Source organism: Ruegeria sp. YTSA168 (assembly GCF_059610045.1).
Genome location: NZ_JBXWMW010000020.1, coordinates 1 through 15,182 on the forward strand (window position 1 = coordinate 1; position 15,182 = coordinate 15,182).

Genomic DNA, 15,182 nt, shown 5'->3' on the forward strand with positions numbered 1-15,182 from the left:
CTTCCTAGCAGTGATAGACAACTGCATTATGGCGCATTGCGACGCCGGTGGAGCAGGAGCCATCCACCCCATCCGCTATGGTGACGCTGCATTGCAGAGCTTTAAGTGCGGAGAAAAGTCCGCAAAGGGCCGCCCTCGTTATGCGAAATCATTCTCCAGGCCCATATGCCGCATCAGCACCAGCGGCGGCGGTGAGCCCCTTACTACCTGTTTTCTGTAGTGCAGCGAATGTCGGCTACTTAGAGGGTTTGCTAAAGGGATCAAATATCTGGCTGTGGATTTGTCAATTTAACAAACGAACGTTAACTTGCTCCCGTTTCTTTCATCGCCATTGGGGGCCCTGGAAACAGCGGTGGGTCGACGAGCGTTGTAATCTCGACGCCAAGTGGTTATGTAGCAGGTACTAGAGTTCTGGTTTTCTGCGGCTTGGGCATACTGTCTGCTGGAGTGAGCTACGCTCTTCCATCATGACAATTCAGCTGTCACGTCCTCCAATTGGGATCTGATGTTGGGGAAGGTTGCCGATGTTATCGTGCACGACCAACTCGATTGTGACACCAGTTGATCCGCTTGTGATGGAAAGACTCCAAACAGTGAGGCGGCGCTTTCTCCGCCAAAGGATCCAAAAATGACTTTTCCAGAATGGACGAAACCAGGCATCTACGGTGCCTTGGGTGGTGCGGTTGCAATCTCTATCATTGGCTTTACTTGGGGCGGCTGGACAACCAGTGGCAGCGCTCAAGAAATGGCAAAGGATCTTGCAAGCACAGAAGTGACGCTCGCGATGGTGCCGGTTTGCCTGAACAGGTCAGCAGCTGACCCCAATCGCGAAGAAATTCTGGTTAACCTTCAAGAGGCCTCTGGATTCACCCGCCGCAAGGCTCTGATGGATACGGGTTGGGCTACGTTACCGGGGTCAGACACACCCAGCCGCGACCTAGCAGACGCCTGTATCGCGGGACTTGAGCTGGATGGGTCATAGCTCACAGGCAACGCCGCAGCTGCGTCGGATGATCTGGGGATCACATTTGTCACCTGGCATTCAGATGATTGCCGCGCTGATCGTGTTCCCAATCTGTGCTCTGCTCGTATTTCCATTGCCTGCACTTGCGCAATCCGCATCGCAATCGATGCCTGAGAACGCCTCCGCCAAGAGCTACGGTGACGGGTGGAAATGTGACGTCGGATATAGACTGAGTGGTGACGTCTGCAAAGCAGTCGTAGTGCCGGATAATGCGTATCAAACCAACCGTAGCTATGGACGCGGTTGGGAATGTCTCCATGGTTTTCGCAAGAACGACGATACAGCCTGTGTTGCTGTGATTGTGCCTGATGGCGGGTTCCTTGATTCATCAGGTGAGCGCTGGAACTGTTCGCGCGGTTTTCTCAAAGTCGACGACACCTGCCAAGAAATTGTTGTACCCGAAAACGCGTACATGGCAGCTACTAGCTACGGGCCGGCGTGGGAATGCAACCGTGGGTTTGAGCCATCAGGTGATCTTTGCGTCGCCATTGTAGTACCCGCCAACGCTTATCTGAATTCAAAAGGATATGGCCGACCTTGGACATGCGAACGTGGGTTCTTTGAACAGGATGGCCTTTGCGCGGCGGTTGTGATCCCTGACCATGCATACTTTGACGATGCAACTTACGGCACGGGATGGAAGTGCGAACGGGGATACGCAAACTCGGATGCGAGCTGTGAGAAAATAGAAATCCCTGCAAATGCCCATCTGGACAGATCCGGAAACCGTTGGGAATGCAATAAGAATTTCAAGTTGGCTAAAGATCTGTGCGTTCTCGATAACTGAGGGCACGGCAGTTTCGACTGGAATATTCGATGGTGACAACAGCGTTGCCGTCGGCGTCGACCATACAAAGGAAACATCATGAAAACCGACTTTAGCGCGGCAAACACTATCCGTCGTCCCGTCAGCGGTGCTCAAGCGCCACCGTTGACAGATGACAAACAGTCAAGATCAACAGCCACCACTCAGATCGTCGTGCCGCCATCTGCGATTGTTTATTGTCAGGGCAACTTCGCCAAAATCGATGGCAAAACTGCAAATGGTCTCGTCCGCCATTCAGAGGCATATAAGATTCTGTCTGTCATCGACAGCGACCACAGCGGCGAAGACAGCGGGCTGGTTCTTGACGATACAGCAAATCACATTCCGGTCTTCGGTAATCTGGACGCTGCCGTCTTCCATGAAACAGAGATTCCCAATACCCTGATTTACGGAATGGCACCTTCCACCGGGAGACTCTCTTCGGCAGATCGCGGCGTTGTTCTGGATGCGATATCCCTTGGTATGAACATCGTCAGTGGATTGCATGAATATCTGAGCGATGACATTGAGATCGCGTCCTTTGCTTCTGAACGCAATGTCACCATTCGCGATGTTCGAAAACCTAAACCCAGCAAAGATATGCGCCTGTTCGATGGCAGTATCGCTGGCGTGGACGCCTTGCGCATCGCGGTTCTTGGGACCGATTGCGCAATTGGAAAGCGGACAACAGCGACCGTATTGGCCCGCGCTTTGAACGCAAAAGGAATCAAAACTGTTCTTGTTGGTACGGGTCAGACGGGTTTGATGCAGGGCGCAAAATACGGTGTGGCAATGGATGCCGTGCCGCCGCAGTTCTGCTGCGGTGAGCTGGAAGGTGCGATAGTTGCGGCGTCAGAATCTGAACAGCCCGATGTCATATTGATCGAAGGTCAAGGGGCGTTAAGTCATCCGGCGTTTTGCACGTCCGCCTTTATCCTGCGGGGCAGCCAGCCGGACGCCGTTATCCTTCAGCACGCACCAAAACGCGCGCATCGCTGTGATTTTCCCGAAATGCCAATGCCCAAACCTGCCAATGAAATTGCCCTTATAGAGGCGTTTGCCGACACAAAAGTTATCGGCGTCACACTCAATCACGAGGGGATGTCTGAGGCCGAAGTTACAGAAACTATTGCCGCACAATCACAAATACTCGGGCTGCCTGTAACGGATGTACTCAGTCGACCGGCGTCGCATTTGCTTACCATGGTGCTTGCAGCTTATCCCGGCTTACGCCAACCAACGTCTTTGACTGCGATATGAGCACCCCCCGCATTGAGGTGCATCTAGGCAAGATACGCCACAATACACAGACTGTAGTTGAGCGCCTCGCGACACGTGGCATCAGTGTTACTGGTGTGACCAAAGCAGTGTGCGGGCATCCAGCCATCGGTCGGGCTATGCTGGACGGTGGCGCCGTGGGACTTGCAGAAGCGCGCCTTAGTAACGTTCGGAAGTTACGAAATGCGGGCATAAAATGCCCGATCACTTTGATCCGCACGCCAATGCTGAGCCAGGTCGAACAGGTCGTTCAATTCTGTGAGGCAAGTTATAACACAGAGATAACAGTGATCGCAGGCTTGGCGGGCGCGGCGATACGGAAAGACAGGGTGCACGGAGTTATCCTGATGGTCGAGATGGGTGATTTGCGTGAAGGGATTATGCCGAAGGACCTCGGCTCAATTGCGCAGAAAGTAGTGGACATGCCCGGTGTCGCGCTGAAAGGAATCGGAGCGAACTTTGCATGCCTGAGCGGGAGTGCTCCGGAGGCTGCCGAAATGGAGGCATTATCTGTCCTCGCGAATGACACTGAAGGCCAGTGTGGCCCATTCTTTCAGACAGTATCCGGTGGTAACTCTGCCAACTTACCTTGGGCCTTCGGTGGACACCCAATTGGTCGCATCAACGATCTAAGGTTGGGGGAAGCAATACTTCTAGGTGTTGACCCTGTTTCCGGAGAACAGATAGGCGGGATGTACACGGATGCCTTTAAGCTTGTCGCCGAGATAATTGAATCAGGGTCCAAACCTGTAACTCACCCTCAGAGCATCTGCGATCCGGTGTTCAAAAAGCTTCACCTTGTCTCTAACAGCGCCCAGAACGCGCAACTGATTTTGGCTGTTGGGCATCAAGATACTGACGTTTTTGGGCTTTCTATGCCCCTAGGAAACAGACTAATTGGCGCAACAAGTGATCATCTTGTCATCGGAACCTGCCAATCTGCGTTGAGCGTGGGATCGGAAATGCGGTTTCAATTGAACTACAGCGCGTTGATGAATGCCATGTCCTCTCCAGACGTCAAAACAAAGATGATCCGCGGCCATCCTTCGCGACGTGCGCGGGGTTCTCACTTAGCATCAGTTTGAAAATTCTCATTCGCAGAAGCGCCGTTAATGTATTCAGGAGAATAGCCATGGCTAAACTAAGGAAAACTACCGTTTTCAAACCGCAGGTTTCCAAAGCGGAAACACCGATGGACAAAACAACGCGGATCGTTAGAAAAATGATCGACGAAGACGCTGAGCAAAGAAAAATCAAGAACGACCGGCTTCGCATCGCCCGGCTTGAAAGAGAAGCGAACACATCCGTTGCATCCCGCGCGCCAAAACCCGTCAAAAAGTGACGAACGCATCTTTGGGCCCTTAGCGGCTATCTTCGCCCGGCGATCAAGCGTGGAACGGCCTGTTTTGCGCAGAAGAAACGAGTTTCCAACTCACCTGAGGAAGGACGTCGGCCTTCCGCCGGAGGTTGAACACCCGCCTCCTTCGCACTATCGGTTCCCATTCTAAAGAATCGACCATGCAAGGGCAGCTTGCTGCCCTTGCTCTCAACGATCGTTCCGTGTCCGGAGTGATGCGTTAACAAGAAAGAATAGCGCACCATTCGGATCGTAAAAAACTGGGTGGAGTGTGCGATCCGGATCATTCGTGTCGATCTTGGCCAGTTTTCCACCCAATCGTTCTGTGTCCCGACAGGCGGCGGTGGCGTCTTCAACTTTGATGCTCGGAATCCAGCAGGCATATTTTTGTTCCTGAGGCAACCCGCGCAACTGCTCGGCAATTTCATAGCCGGACGGTAGTGAAATGATAGTATTTCGTAGCAGTTCGCTGTCGTACCCGGAAACCCATCCAAACAACTCCGAATAAAACTCACCAGGGAAATCTGCTGAACACGATAGATACCCGTCTACTCCAAATTGCCGCTCCTGCACCGGATGGGAGTGTCGGGACCGGCAGATACCGACCAAGGCTCCTAAAGGGTCCCTCAAAAGACAGTTGCGACCAACGCCCGGCACCTCGAATGGAGGTCTCACAACGGTTCCACCGAGTCTCTCAACTGCCGACGCGGATTGATCTACATCTTCGACCTCCACATAGGCGATCCATCCGTCGTCATAGTGTTGCGGTGTCTCTACAAAGCCTGCGCCAACCTCTTCTTGTGCTAAGGCGAGCACAAATTCCTTCTCACCGCCGCCCCAGGCAAAATCCATCGTGTGCTCGGTCAAAAAGCTCCAGGAGGCAAGGTCTCGATAGAAGTCCATTGAGCGTGATCGGTCGCCCGTGAAGAGATCATGCCAAACGAATCGGCCGACCTTGTTACATGTCATAGCGGTGAACTCCCATTATCCCCGCAATTTATACAATACTGGCCTGCGGTCGACTTGACCCAGGTCAACAGCCATGATCGCGTTTGCTGAAACCCATGCTACCAATGAAAAAGCCGCCATTCACTGCGGCCTGACTTTCTGTCGGATTGAACCCTCTACAGACCTTCGCAGTTTTGTGCTTCTCTTGTTGCTCGCGACCCGATCCAAGCCTAATATTTCGTGCTTTGCAGTTCCAGCTTTTAGGGTTGAAGTTGGCCTTTGGACAATGACCGCTAAAGCTGCTCTCAAAAAAGGAATGTTCGATGGAGCCGAGTCTGATATTCGCAGACTTAGGCGGAGCGAATTGCGATTGGTGAAAAAGCCAGAACGGCCCAAAAGAGACATCTGGCTAACCTTCGCTTCGCTGCGGCGCCGCCCGTCATTCCCGACTTTCGCGGCAAGCGCGAAATCGAAGGCTACCCGAACTCGCGAAACGCGGGACAAAGCGGGTATTCGCTGCGGATTAATCCAATGTCTGGGTCGATGAGGCTCGTACTTGATACGTGTTCATGAATCCAGCAAAACCATTAGAATTCTACAACTATATTTCAGTGGACTGTTCGGAATGTTTTCCCCAATAGATAGTTATGAAGAAACGCCTCATTGATATTGTCTCCCTTGACGCATTAAGGGTCTTTGCATGCGCGGCCCGTCTGATGAGCTTTTCGGCAGCGGCACAGGAGTTGTCGGTCACACAGGCCGCTGTCAGCCGGCGTATCAAACATCTTGAGCAGGTTTTGGGATTTAGTCTGTTCTATCGCAATGGACGACAGCTGTCGCTGACTGTCAAGGGTCAGCGACTGTTTCTGCGCGCGGGGGCGTCGTTGGAGTACCTCGGCGTGGAACTTGACGATCTTACTGCGCAAACAGCAACCTCTACGGTGTCGGTCGCGGCTTCCGCCGCCGTGTCCCAACTTTGGCTGTCGCCGCGACTGCGCCGGTTTATTGATCGTTATCCCGAGGTCTCTGTTCAGCTGACAACGACCGACAATCTCAGCGAATTGGGGTTGGCTGACAGTCAGCTTGCGCTCATATATTCAAGGGGTACGCATCCAGATTGGACCTTGACCTTGCTGTTTGAGGAAGTGCTGATACCAGTCGCCTCGCCCGCCTATTTAGAAGCCACAGGGCGCACCGGGCAGCCGTCAGACCTATCCCCAGAGGATGTGGGTAGTATGGATCTGTACGACTATCATCGAGCGGGCGTGCACACGATGACCCTGCGAGATTGGTTTGAGCAGAAAGCGGCAGATGCGCAGGGAAATGAGCCGAGAGTTGTTTTTCCAACCTACATGATGGCGGTCGATGCGGCGCTGCGCAGTGAAGGGGTTGTCCTAGGCAGCCGGGCCTTGGTTCAACCCTATTTGGACAGTGGGTATCTGGTGGAACTGACCGGGGAGGTCATGATCACGGACTTTGGCTATTACTTGGGCGTGCCACGTCGATCACCCATGAACGAAGCCGAGAACAACCTTGCAGGTTTCCTGCTGTCAGAGCGGGTATCATAACTTTGAGTGCAGGCTAACGCCTGAGAATTTCTGAGATTTGGATCAAGCCAGCGGGATGCTATGCCTGAGCCATGTCGACGGTCTGTCATCATGAATTGAATGAAATCATCGCGCTGAAAGGCGGGCGGTTTCGAATGGGCGCCAAGCGAAGTTGCCAAAAGGATGATGGAGAGGAGCCGGTGCGCACCATTTCCGTGTCGGCCTTTCGCTTGGCCGCATCAGCCATCACCAACCAACAGTTCCGCCACTTTGTTGAGGACACAAACCATGCCACCACCGCAGAGAGTTCTGGCTGGTCCTTTATGTTTGATCCGGCAGGCGCAAGCCTGGAAGAACCCGGATCCTGGTGGCGTAGGACAGAAGGTGCATGTTGGCATGCGCCGACCGGGCCGGGTTCGAATGTCGACGCGTTAGGAGATCATCCGGTTGTCCATGTTTCCTGGCATGACGCTGTGGCATTCGCCGACTGGGTTGGCGGGCGTCTGCCAACCGAAGCGGAGTGGGAGTATGCGGGTCGCGGCGGCCTGGATCAGAAACGCTATCCCTGGGGGGATGCCTCGCCCACCGACAGCTACCGCTGCAATATCTGGCGCGGCAAGTTTCCTCAGGAAAACACCGCGGCTGGCGGGTTTGCCAACACTTGCCCAGTAACGGCCTTCAAGCCCAACCGCTTTGGCTTCTATAACATGGTCGGTAACACCTGGGAATGGACGGCCGATTGGTTCAGCCGCGACTTCCACGTTCTGAGCCGCATCACAGACGACCCCCAAGGCCCGCCATTTGGGGAAGGCAAAGTGCTGAAAGGCGGCTCGCACCTTTGCCACAAATCCTATTGCGCCCGCTACCGCCTGTCTGCACGCAGCGCATCTGCCCCTGACATGACAACCGGGCATATCGGATTCCGCGTTGCATTCGATTTAAAGGAGACCACCCCATGAAAGCCATCGTTGTGATGTTCGACACGCTCAGCCGTCACTTTCTTCCAAGCTACGGCAATGATTGGGTACATGCGCCAAATTTCAAACGCCTATCTGATCGGGCGGTGACCTTTGATACCTCTTATGTCTGTTCCATGCCCTGCATGCCCGCGCGCCGGGACTGGCATACGGGTAGGCCCAACTTTTTGCACCGCAGCTGGGGGCCGCTGGAACCGTTTGATGACAGCATGCCCAAGATGCTAAGCGATGCCAGCGTGCACACCCATCTGACCACGGATCACAATCACTATTTCGAAGACGGCGGGTTGAACTACCACACCCATTACACCACCTGGCAGTATTGGCGTGGTCAGGAAGGCGACCCGTGGATCGGCGACCTGAATGAGCCGGAAATTCCCAAAGGCGCCTTTGGGAAAAACGGCATCTACTCGGAACCCGAGGTGTTCGACGCCTATCGCAAGGCGTTCCCCGAGGAAAGCCAAGCGTCGATGCAGCGGCTGCGCTATCTGACCCGGCAGGATTGGGTCAATCGCGGCTTTATGAATATCGAAGAAAACCAGCCGCAGGCGCGGACATTCAAGGCGGGTCTCGACTTCATCGACAAGAATGCGGACCACGACAACTGGATGCTTCATATCGAAACCTTCGACCCGCACGAACCGTTTTACACGCTTGACCGCTACAAAGAACTCTACAAAGAGCATTATGACGCCTATGATGGCCCGTTCTTTGACTGGCCGATGTATGCGCGGACAACTTATCATCCTGAAGAGAACAAGCATCTGCGCGTTGAGTACGCGGCTCTTGTCAGTATGTGCGACGAATATCTTGGCCAGGTCATGGACATGATGGACGCCAAGGGGCTGTGGGATGACACCATGCTGATCGTCTGGACAGATCATGGCTTCCTACTGGGCGAACATGACTGGTGGGGCAAAATGTCGATGCCCATGTATCAGGAAATCGCCCACACGCCGTTTTTCATCTGGGATCCGCGTGCCAAAGCCTCGGGCGAGCGGCGCAACGCACTCGTGCAACCCTCGATCGACCTTGCGCCGACGCTGCTCAACTTCTTTGGACTAGAACCGTCCAAAGATATGATTGGCAAAGATTTGGCCCAGGTTATCGCAGATGACACACCCGTGCGAGATGCCGCGATCTTTGGGATGCACGGAGCCCATGTGAATGTTACGGACGGTCGCTATGTTTATATGAGGTCGCCACAAAATCCAGACAACAAGCCGCTCTATCAATACACCCTGATGCCAACCCATATGCGGTCGCATTTCGCGGTTGAGGATTTCGAGAACCTGCAGGTTGCAGAACCGTTTTCTTTCCAGAAGGGCGCGATGACGATGAAAATCGAGAACGTCACCTGGGTCGCCCGTGACAAGCAGTTCGCGACGATGCTTTGGGATACCAAGGTCGACCCTGCACAAACCAGTCCGCTGGCTGATCCGGAGGTAGAAGAGCGCCTTAAATCCCAAATGATCACGCTGATGCATGAGGCGGACTGCCCAAAGGAGCAATACGTAAGGCTTCAACTGGAGCCAAGCTGAAGCCGCTGCCTGATCTAAAAAGAGAGCAACAGCAGACGTTGGGAATTTTTGTAGAACCCTGCACTATGGGGCTCACAACAGCCGTTGGTTACACTTCGCACGAATGTCGGCTTGCGACATTCAGATCAAGTTTGTTTGGCCCGCTCCCCCTATCCTCTTCATTGTTAGTCGTAAGAAATCCCCTGATCATCAGAGAAAGATTCCCTATTAATCGATCTAGGGAAAATCCACGCAAGCCACTGTTTTTAAGAACAAATTCGAGCTCCAAACCACCGAAAATGGCCCAAATCTATGAGTTTTTCCTGTAAATTCCCTGTTAATAGGGAATTCTGCGCGAGACTGGATAGCTCGAGACTGCGTGCACAGCCACACATGTCCCTGTTTTCAGACGCTGAAAGCTTATCGCGCAATTGTCGCGTGATTTCGGGCGCTTGGCAGGCTGGGATTTCTGCAGAGACGCAATCCAGAGCAAGATCCGGGCCGATTTCATGCCGTAGTCTCTGTTTGCGATTCCGGCGGTACGAGTTTGCAGATTTCAGGGTGTTTTGTTTCAGAGCGATGCGAACTGTGCGTGCTGCTCTGACCAGACAGCAGAGAACCGCGTCTTGATAAGGTAATCCGTGGTGAGGCAATCGGGTTGTTCGCCGGCAGCGATGCGGTCAAGAACTTCAGGCGCGAGCAATGCCAGGGTTGGTCACGTCCTGAACACGGCGCTTCGACACTCCTTCGGAGTCGGCGATCTCAGAGAAGGTTTTGCCTGCGATGACCATTGCCAGCCAGCTACGCCCCTTCGCGCAGGCCTCGCCTTTACGACCTTTGCTTTCGCGACTTTGGTTTTCTGTGCGGATTCCGTCACCATTTCTCTCCACTCATTTGCGAAGGCCAATCTTTCGTCCGGTACTGAGTGGAGCCCGGCGACCCCGGGCGATGTTTCGTAACGACAGTACCGCTCTCAAATGCCTGGAAGTCCAGTGACTTGTTAGAGAAGGGGGCGGGAACCGGAAGTTCGCCGCATGTGCGAATAACCAACAACGCACACCTTAGAGCAGACATTGATATATCGATGGCGATTGTGATGTTTCCTTGATCGCAAGCGTCTGGGCTTCGGTGCTCGCTGTAGCATTTTATTCCAAGGGTGGGTCACTATAGGTGGTTTCAATTTCCAGTTTTTGCTCAGTTTGAAGTACCGAAATCACCAACTGGCCGAGATATACTGAGTTTCCATGAATTCCAGCATACCCTCGTGGCCGCCTTCGCGTCCGAGGCCTGATTGTTTAACACCGCCAAACGGTGCTGCCGGATCGCTTACCAGTCCTCGGTTCAGGCCAACCATGCCGTATTCCAGTCGTTCACACACCTGTAATGCGCGTTTGAAGTCATCCGAAAACACATAGGCCACAAGGCCGTATTCCGTGTTGTTTGCCCGGCGGATCACATCCTCTTGGTTAGTGAAGGTCTGTATGGCGGCGACTGGCCCGAAAATCTCATCATGCACGCAATCGGCGCTTTCCGGCACGTTGGAGAGGACGGTCGGCGGGTAAAAGAACCCGGTCCCGTCAGGCGTGGCACCACCACATTCAACACGGGCCCCTTTTGCGACCGCATCGGCGACAAACCCGGCCACCTTGTCAAGCGTGTCAGAGTTGACCAATGGGCCGACATCAACGGACGGGTCGGTGCCATCGCCGACTTTCAAGGCGGACATTTCATCAGATAGGCGCTTCGTAAACTCCTCGGCGCGGGAGACGTGGACATAAATGCGGTTGGCGGCCGTGCATGCCTCACCCAGATTGCGCATCTTGGCCAACATCGTGCCTTCGATTGCAGTTTCCATGTCGGCATCTTCCAGAACGATGACCGGGGCGTTGCCGCCAAGCTCCATCGCGGGTTTCAGCACCTGATCTGCCGCGCCTTTCAAAAGCTTTCGGCCCACACCAGTAGAGCCGGTAAAACTCACAACGCGCACGCGCGGATCATGCATCATGTGATCCACCAAGGCACCGGTGCGCCGTGATGGTAGCACATTGACCAAACCGGGTGGAACGCCGGCCTCTTCCAACAAAGGCATCAATGCCAGCATGGTCAGCGGGGTTTCAGAGGCGGGTTTGATAATGACGGCACAACCGGCCGCTAGGGCCGGGGCGATCTTGCGCGTGCCCATGGCGGCGGGATAATTCCAGGGCGTCACCAACACAGCCAAGCCTGCGGGCTTATGCTGCACCATGATCCGCGCACCCGAACTGGGCGCGTGAGTAATCATGCCGTCCGAGCGCACCGCTTCCTCGGCAAACCAGCGAAAGAATTCTGCGGCATAAGTTGCTTCACCCACTGCGTCCGCGCGTGCCTTGCCGTTTTCCAAAGTGATCAAATGGGCAAACTCTTCCAGGCGATCTGTCATCAGCTCCCAAGCTTTGCGCAATACCTCAGAGCGTTCGCGCGGCGTTCGCGCGGCCCAATCTGCCATTGCCGCTTCGGCAGCATCCAACGCGGTATCTGCATCTGCGATTTCGGCTGACGCGACCGATGCAATCACCTCTTCGGTTGCGGGATTGATGACGTCAAATCGTTGACCTTCCGCGCCGGCGTGCCAATGGCCATTGATATATAGATTGGTATTTTTCATGGTGAGTCCGTTCAGGTCAGAGCAAATAGTGCAATGGGTCGGCCAGTCTTTCGGCAAAACCTGATATCAGCGCGATAGCGTCCGCGTCCTCCAACTGGTCCGACGTGAATTCAAGGCTGAGACGCAGCATGTCCCTTTCGCTTGCGACGCTCAGAACCGGAGTGTCAGGGGGACCTAGTCGCAACCCGGTGATGGGGCTGTCTGTCATGTCTCTCAATACCAGATCCGGGTGGTTATCCGGCACTTCGATCTGATAGAGCAGGCGCGTTTTGTCTGGGTTCTTCAGAACTGTGGTTACGCCGGTCAGATTTGAGAGAGCTATTATCAGGTCCACTTTGTCAGACGTCACAGAACGCAGTGCTCCAGAGGCGAAACTGGCCCACAGCGCGATGGGTGAAATAGTTATTCCACCGTCTTCTAGCATCCAGTTGAGGAAGTCATCCGTGCCGGTTCGTGACACACATGCTGTGATCTGAGAAAGATGGGCCGAAGTGGCTGCGTTGCTGCCGGTTTTGGGTAACGTTCGAAGCACCTCAATGTCGGCAACATGATAAGGCTGTGGATGCCCGGCCAATACCAGCCGGTTCAGGTCCAACCCTGCCTCATGGGCAAGGCGGCGCGCTTTGGGCGAGGCGAGAATGCGTTCGTTCTCTGCGACCGGTGCGACGGCGATGTTTGTGTTTTGACGCGACCCAATGGGTGGATCAGTGACCATGGGCATCGGAATTGCAGTTGCGGGTTCTGCGTCCTGCTTGTGCACGACTTGGGTGTTACTGTCGTCCTGCGTCTGACCTTCTCCCTCGGCAGTGTCCGAAATCAGGGCGATGATCTGACCCACGGGTACTTCTGCACCTGCTTCGGCTTTCAGGTCGGTCAAAAACCCGTCCGCAGGTGCCTCTACTTCCATAGTCGATTTGTCGGTTTCCACTTCGAACAGCGGATCACCCAAGCTTACGGCCTCGCCCGGTGCTTTCAGCCAATTGACCAAAAGACCCGTGTCCTGCGCCATGCCGAGCGCCGGCATGATCACCTCATGCGGCATGGAACATGTCCCCCGCCATAAGCCTGCGGGCGTTCTCAGCAACACCTTCCGGAGTTGGAACCGTCATGTCCTCCAATGCGGGCGAGAACGGGATGGGCACGTCCATGGCCCCCATCCTCAGCACCGGTGCGTCAAGGTGGTAGAACGCCTTTTCATTGATGCGGCTGGCAATTTCGCCCGTCACACCATAGCTCTGGTGCCCTTCATCCACCACAATCACCCGGCTCGTCTTGCGGGCAGAGGCAAGCAGCGTTTCCTCGTCCAGCGGAACAATTGTGCGTGGGTCGATTACCTCGGCCGAAATCTCTTCGGCCGATAAAATCTCAGCGGCTTTCTCACAAACCTGAACCATCGAAGATGTGCCGATCAACGTAATGTCGGTGCCGCGGCGTTTGACATTGGCCTCACCAAAGGGAATGAGGAACTCTTCTTCGGGGACCGGTGCCTTGTCGTTGTACATCAGCTTGTCTTCGAAAATCACAACCGGGTTGTCGTCGCGGATTGCTGTTTTGAGCAGCCCCTTGGCCTCGTAGGCCGAGGACGGTAGCGCCACTTTCAAACCCGGAATATGGGCGACAAGCGCATGCAAGGATTGGGAGTGTTGCGCAGCGGATCGTCGGGTCGCTCCCAGATTTGTGCGCAGAACCAATGGCGCGTTCATTTTGCCACCGGACATATAGTGAATCTTGGCGGCCTGATTGCAGAGTTGGTCCATGACCAGAAAGATGAAATCGCCAAACATCAGATCAACGATGGGACGGGTGCCTGTCATGGAGGCGCCGACCGCAAGCCCCATGAACCCCGGTTCCGCAATTGGCGTGTCGACCACGCGATCGGTGCCAAATTCTTCGACCAGACCGGAAAGGATCTTAAAAGGTGTTCCGGCTTCGGCCACATCCTCACCGATGATGAATGTGGTGGGATCGCGCCGCATTTCTTCGGCAAGCGCTTCGTTGACGGCCTGAGACAGAGTAATTTCTCGCATATTCCGCTCCTCAAGCCAGCGCGTGTTTGACGTCGGTGAAAACATGCATGTCGACTTCGGCACCATCCGGATAGTCTGCGTTCAGGGCGTATTCGACAGCGGCGGTTGCTTCGGATTTGATTTCAGCGTTCATGGCCTCAATCTCGTCTTCCGTGGCGATACCTTCTGCGACCAGCCAGGACCGGAACCGCGTGATCGGATCGCGGTTTTCCTTCCAGTGCTTTTCCTCCTCTTTCGACCGGTAATATTCGCGATTGATATCGCCTACGTGGTGGCCGTGATAGCGATAGGTTATCAGTTCAATGAAGAACGGACCCTCGCCCTTGCGCGTGCGCCCGACCAACTTCTCGGTCAGCTCATTCACGGCCAGCACATCCTGCCCGTCGACCTGATGGGCCTCGATGCCAAAGGCTTCGGCGCGTGCCGTGATGGCGCCTGCCGCGATTTCATCCGTTCGGGTATATTCCGAATACCCGTTGTTTTCGCAGGCATAGATCACCGGCAATTTCCACAAAGCGGCCATGTTCATGACCTCGTACATCAGCCCCTGAGCGGTGGCCCCATCGCCAAAGAAACAGACAGTGACGTCATCCTTGCCCAACAGTTTAGCTGAAAAGGCAGCTCCTGTTGCGATACCCATCGACCCGCCAACAATCGCGTTCGCGCCAAGATTCCCATTGGACTGATCCGCGATATGCATGGATCCGCCTTTGCCGCGGCAATAGCCTTCTTCCTTGCCCAGCAACTCGCAGAACATTTCCTTGAAATCGGCGCCTTTGGCTACGCAATGGCCGTGGCCACGGTGGGTCGAGGTAATTTTGTCGGTGACCCGCAAAGCTTCGCAAATACCAACTGCCACGGCCTCTTCACCGGAATACATATGGGTCAGCCCCGGCATCTTGGCCGACAGGTACAACTGATTTGCATTGTCTTCGAATGTTCGGATGCGAACCATCTGGGCGTACATTCGCAGATAGTCCTCAGTGTTGGTCTTTGCGGCGCTCATGATAAACTTTCCTAAGAAGTGACACCGGCCCTAAAGGACCGGTTGGATA

13 protein-coding genes are annotated in these 15,182 nt (G+C 54.6%); 8 read left to right on the forward strand and 5 right to left on the reverse strand.

Features of this window, described 5'->3' with window-relative positions; translation table 11 throughout:
* The first annotated feature begins 628 nt into the window (after positions 1-628).
* From AC2FFE_RS19745 to AC2FFE_RS19765, 5 genes are all read left to right on the forward strand, one after another.
* The gene (locus tag AC2FFE_RS19745; RefSeq protein WP_496820829.1) at positions 629-982 is read left to right on the forward strand and encodes a hypothetical protein; all 354 of its coding nucleotides are present in this window, start codon (positions 629-631) and stop codon (positions 980-982) included.
* Between the two features lie 46 nt (positions 983-1,028).
* Positions 1,029-1,811 carry a hypothetical protein gene (locus tag AC2FFE_RS19750; RefSeq protein WP_496847486.1) on the forward strand — a complete coding sequence of 261 codons (783 nt, stop codon included), beginning with the start codon at positions 1,029-1,031 and terminating at the stop codon, positions 1,809-1,811.
* A 78-nt stretch (positions 1,812-1,889) separates the two neighbouring features.
* Positions 1,890-3,089, forward strand: a complete 1,200-nt coding sequence (locus AC2FFE_RS19755; protein ID WP_496847487.1) for an N-acetyltransferase DgcN family protein — start codon at positions 1,890-1,892, stop codon at positions 3,087-3,089.
* The gene (locus tag AC2FFE_RS19760; protein ID WP_496820826.1) at positions 3,086-4,192 is read left to right on the forward strand and encodes an alanine/ornithine racemase family PLP-dependent enzyme; all 1,107 of its coding nucleotides are present in this window, start codon (positions 3,086-3,088) and stop codon (positions 4,190-4,192) included. The genes AC2FFE_RS19755 and AC2FFE_RS19760 overlap by 4 nt, the downstream gene beginning before the upstream one ends.
* Before the next feature lie 47 nt (positions 4,193-4,239).
* Complete coding sequence (locus tag AC2FFE_RS19765) at positions 4,240-4,449, forward strand: hypothetical protein (protein ID WP_496847488.1); 210 nt, start codon at positions 4,240-4,242, stop codon at positions 4,447-4,449.
* Between the two features lie 204 nt (positions 4,450-4,653).
* Here the strand turns inward: AC2FFE_RS19765 and AC2FFE_RS19770 are convergent, their stop codons facing one another.
* Positions 4,654-5,433, reverse strand: a complete 780-nt coding sequence (locus tag AC2FFE_RS19770) for a VOC family protein (RefSeq protein WP_496820825.1) — start codon at positions 5,431-5,433, stop codon at positions 4,654-4,656.
* Between the two features lie 626 nt (positions 5,434-6,059).
* Between AC2FFE_RS19770 and AC2FFE_RS19775 the strand changes: the two genes are divergently transcribed.
* From AC2FFE_RS19775 to AC2FFE_RS19785, 3 genes are all read left to right on the forward strand, one after another.
* Positions 6,060-6,980 carry a LysR substrate-binding domain-containing protein gene (locus AC2FFE_RS19775; protein ID WP_496820824.1) on the forward strand — a complete coding sequence of 307 codons (921 nt, stop codon included), beginning with the start codon at positions 6,060-6,062 and terminating at the stop codon, positions 6,978-6,980.
* Positions 6,981-7,051: 71 nt separating this feature from the next.
* A complete protein-coding gene (locus tag AC2FFE_RS19780; protein WP_496847489.1) occupies positions 7,052-7,918 on the forward strand; it encodes a formylglycine-generating enzyme family protein in 867 nt (288 codons plus the stop codon).
* Positions 7,915-9,477: a sulfatase gene (locus AC2FFE_RS19785; protein WP_496820822.1), complete on the forward strand. Its 1,563-nt coding sequence runs from the start codon at positions 7,915-7,917 to the stop codon at positions 9,475-9,477. Before AC2FFE_RS19780 ends, AC2FFE_RS19785 begins: the two co-directional genes overlap by 4 nt.
* Positions 9,478-10,669: 1,192 nt before the next feature.
* Here the strand turns inward: AC2FFE_RS19785 and AC2FFE_RS19790 are convergent.
* Genes AC2FFE_RS19790 through AC2FFE_RS19805 form a run of 4 tightly spaced genes read right to left on the reverse strand, consistent with a single transcriptional unit; the run spans position 10,670 to position 15,133 of the window.
* The gene (locus AC2FFE_RS19790; protein WP_496847490.1) at positions 10,670-12,100 is read right to left on the reverse strand and encodes an NAD-dependent succinate-semialdehyde dehydrogenase; all 1,431 of its coding nucleotides are present in this window, start codon (positions 12,098-12,100) and stop codon (positions 10,670-10,672) included.
* A 16-nt stretch (positions 12,101-12,116) separates the two neighbouring features.
* Positions 12,117-13,142 (reverse strand): biotin/lipoyl-containing protein, encoded by a 1,026-nt coding sequence (locus AC2FFE_RS19795; RefSeq protein WP_496834450.1) that lies wholly within the window; start codon positions 13,140-13,142, stop codon positions 12,117-12,119.
* Positions 13,132-14,127 (reverse strand): alpha-ketoacid dehydrogenase subunit beta, encoded by a 996-nt coding sequence (locus AC2FFE_RS19800; RefSeq protein WP_496820818.1) that lies wholly within the window; start codon positions 14,125-14,127, stop codon positions 13,132-13,134. The genes AC2FFE_RS19795 and AC2FFE_RS19800 overlap by 11 nt, the downstream gene beginning before the upstream one ends.
* Positions 14,128-14,137: 10 nt before the next feature.
* Entirely contained in the window at positions 14,138-15,133 is a 996-nt protein-coding gene (locus AC2FFE_RS19805) for a thiamine pyrophosphate-dependent dehydrogenase E1 component subunit alpha (protein ID WP_496820817.1), read from the reverse strand.
* Positions 15,134-15,182 lie beyond the last annotated feature (49 nt).

Bases quoted from the DNA above. Each gene is read 5' to 3' on its own strand.
- AC2FFE_RS19745 (WP_496820829.1), top strand. From the start codon at position 629: ATGACTTTTCCAGAATGGACGAAACCAGGCATCTACGGTGCCTTGGGT.
- AC2FFE_RS19755 (WP_496847487.1), top strand. From the start codon at position 1,890: ATGAAAACCGACTTTAGCGCGGCAAACACTATCCGTCGTCCCGTCAGC.
- AC2FFE_RS19760 (WP_496820826.1), top strand. From the start codon at position 3,086: ATGAGCACCCCCCGCATTGAGGTGCATCTAGGCAAGATACGCCACAAT.
- AC2FFE_RS19765 (WP_496847488.1), top strand. From the start codon at position 4,240: ATGGCTAAACTAAGGAAAACTACCGTTTTCAAACCGCAGGTTTCCAAA.
- AC2FFE_RS19770 (WP_496820825.1), bottom strand. From the start codon at position 5,433: ATGACATGTAACAAGGTCGGCCGATTCGTTTGGCATGATCTCTTCACG.
- AC2FFE_RS19775 (WP_496820824.1), top strand. From the start codon at position 6,060: ATGAAGAAACGCCTCATTGATATTGTCTCCCTTGACGCATTAAGGGTC.
- AC2FFE_RS19780 (WP_496847489.1), top strand. From the start codon at position 7,052: ATGTCGACGGTCTGTCATCATGAATTGAATGAAATCATCGCGCTGAAA.
- AC2FFE_RS19785 (WP_496820822.1), top strand. From the start codon at position 7,915: ATGAAAGCCATCGTTGTGATGTTCGACACGCTCAGCCGTCACTTTCTT.
- AC2FFE_RS19790 (WP_496847490.1), bottom strand. From the start codon at position 12,100: ATGAAAAATACCAATCTATATATCAATGGCCATTGGCACGCCGGCGCG.
- AC2FFE_RS19795 (WP_496834450.1), bottom strand. From the start codon at position 13,142: ATGCCGCATGAGGTGATCATGCCGGCGCTCGGCATGGCGCAGGACACG.
- AC2FFE_RS19800 (WP_496820818.1), bottom strand. From the start codon at position 14,127: ATGCGAGAAATTACTCTGTCTCAGGCCGTCAACGAAGCGCTTGCCGAA.
- AC2FFE_RS19805 (WP_496820817.1), bottom strand. From the start codon at position 15,133: ATGAGCGCCGCAAAGACCAACACTGAGGACTATCTGCGAATGTACGCC.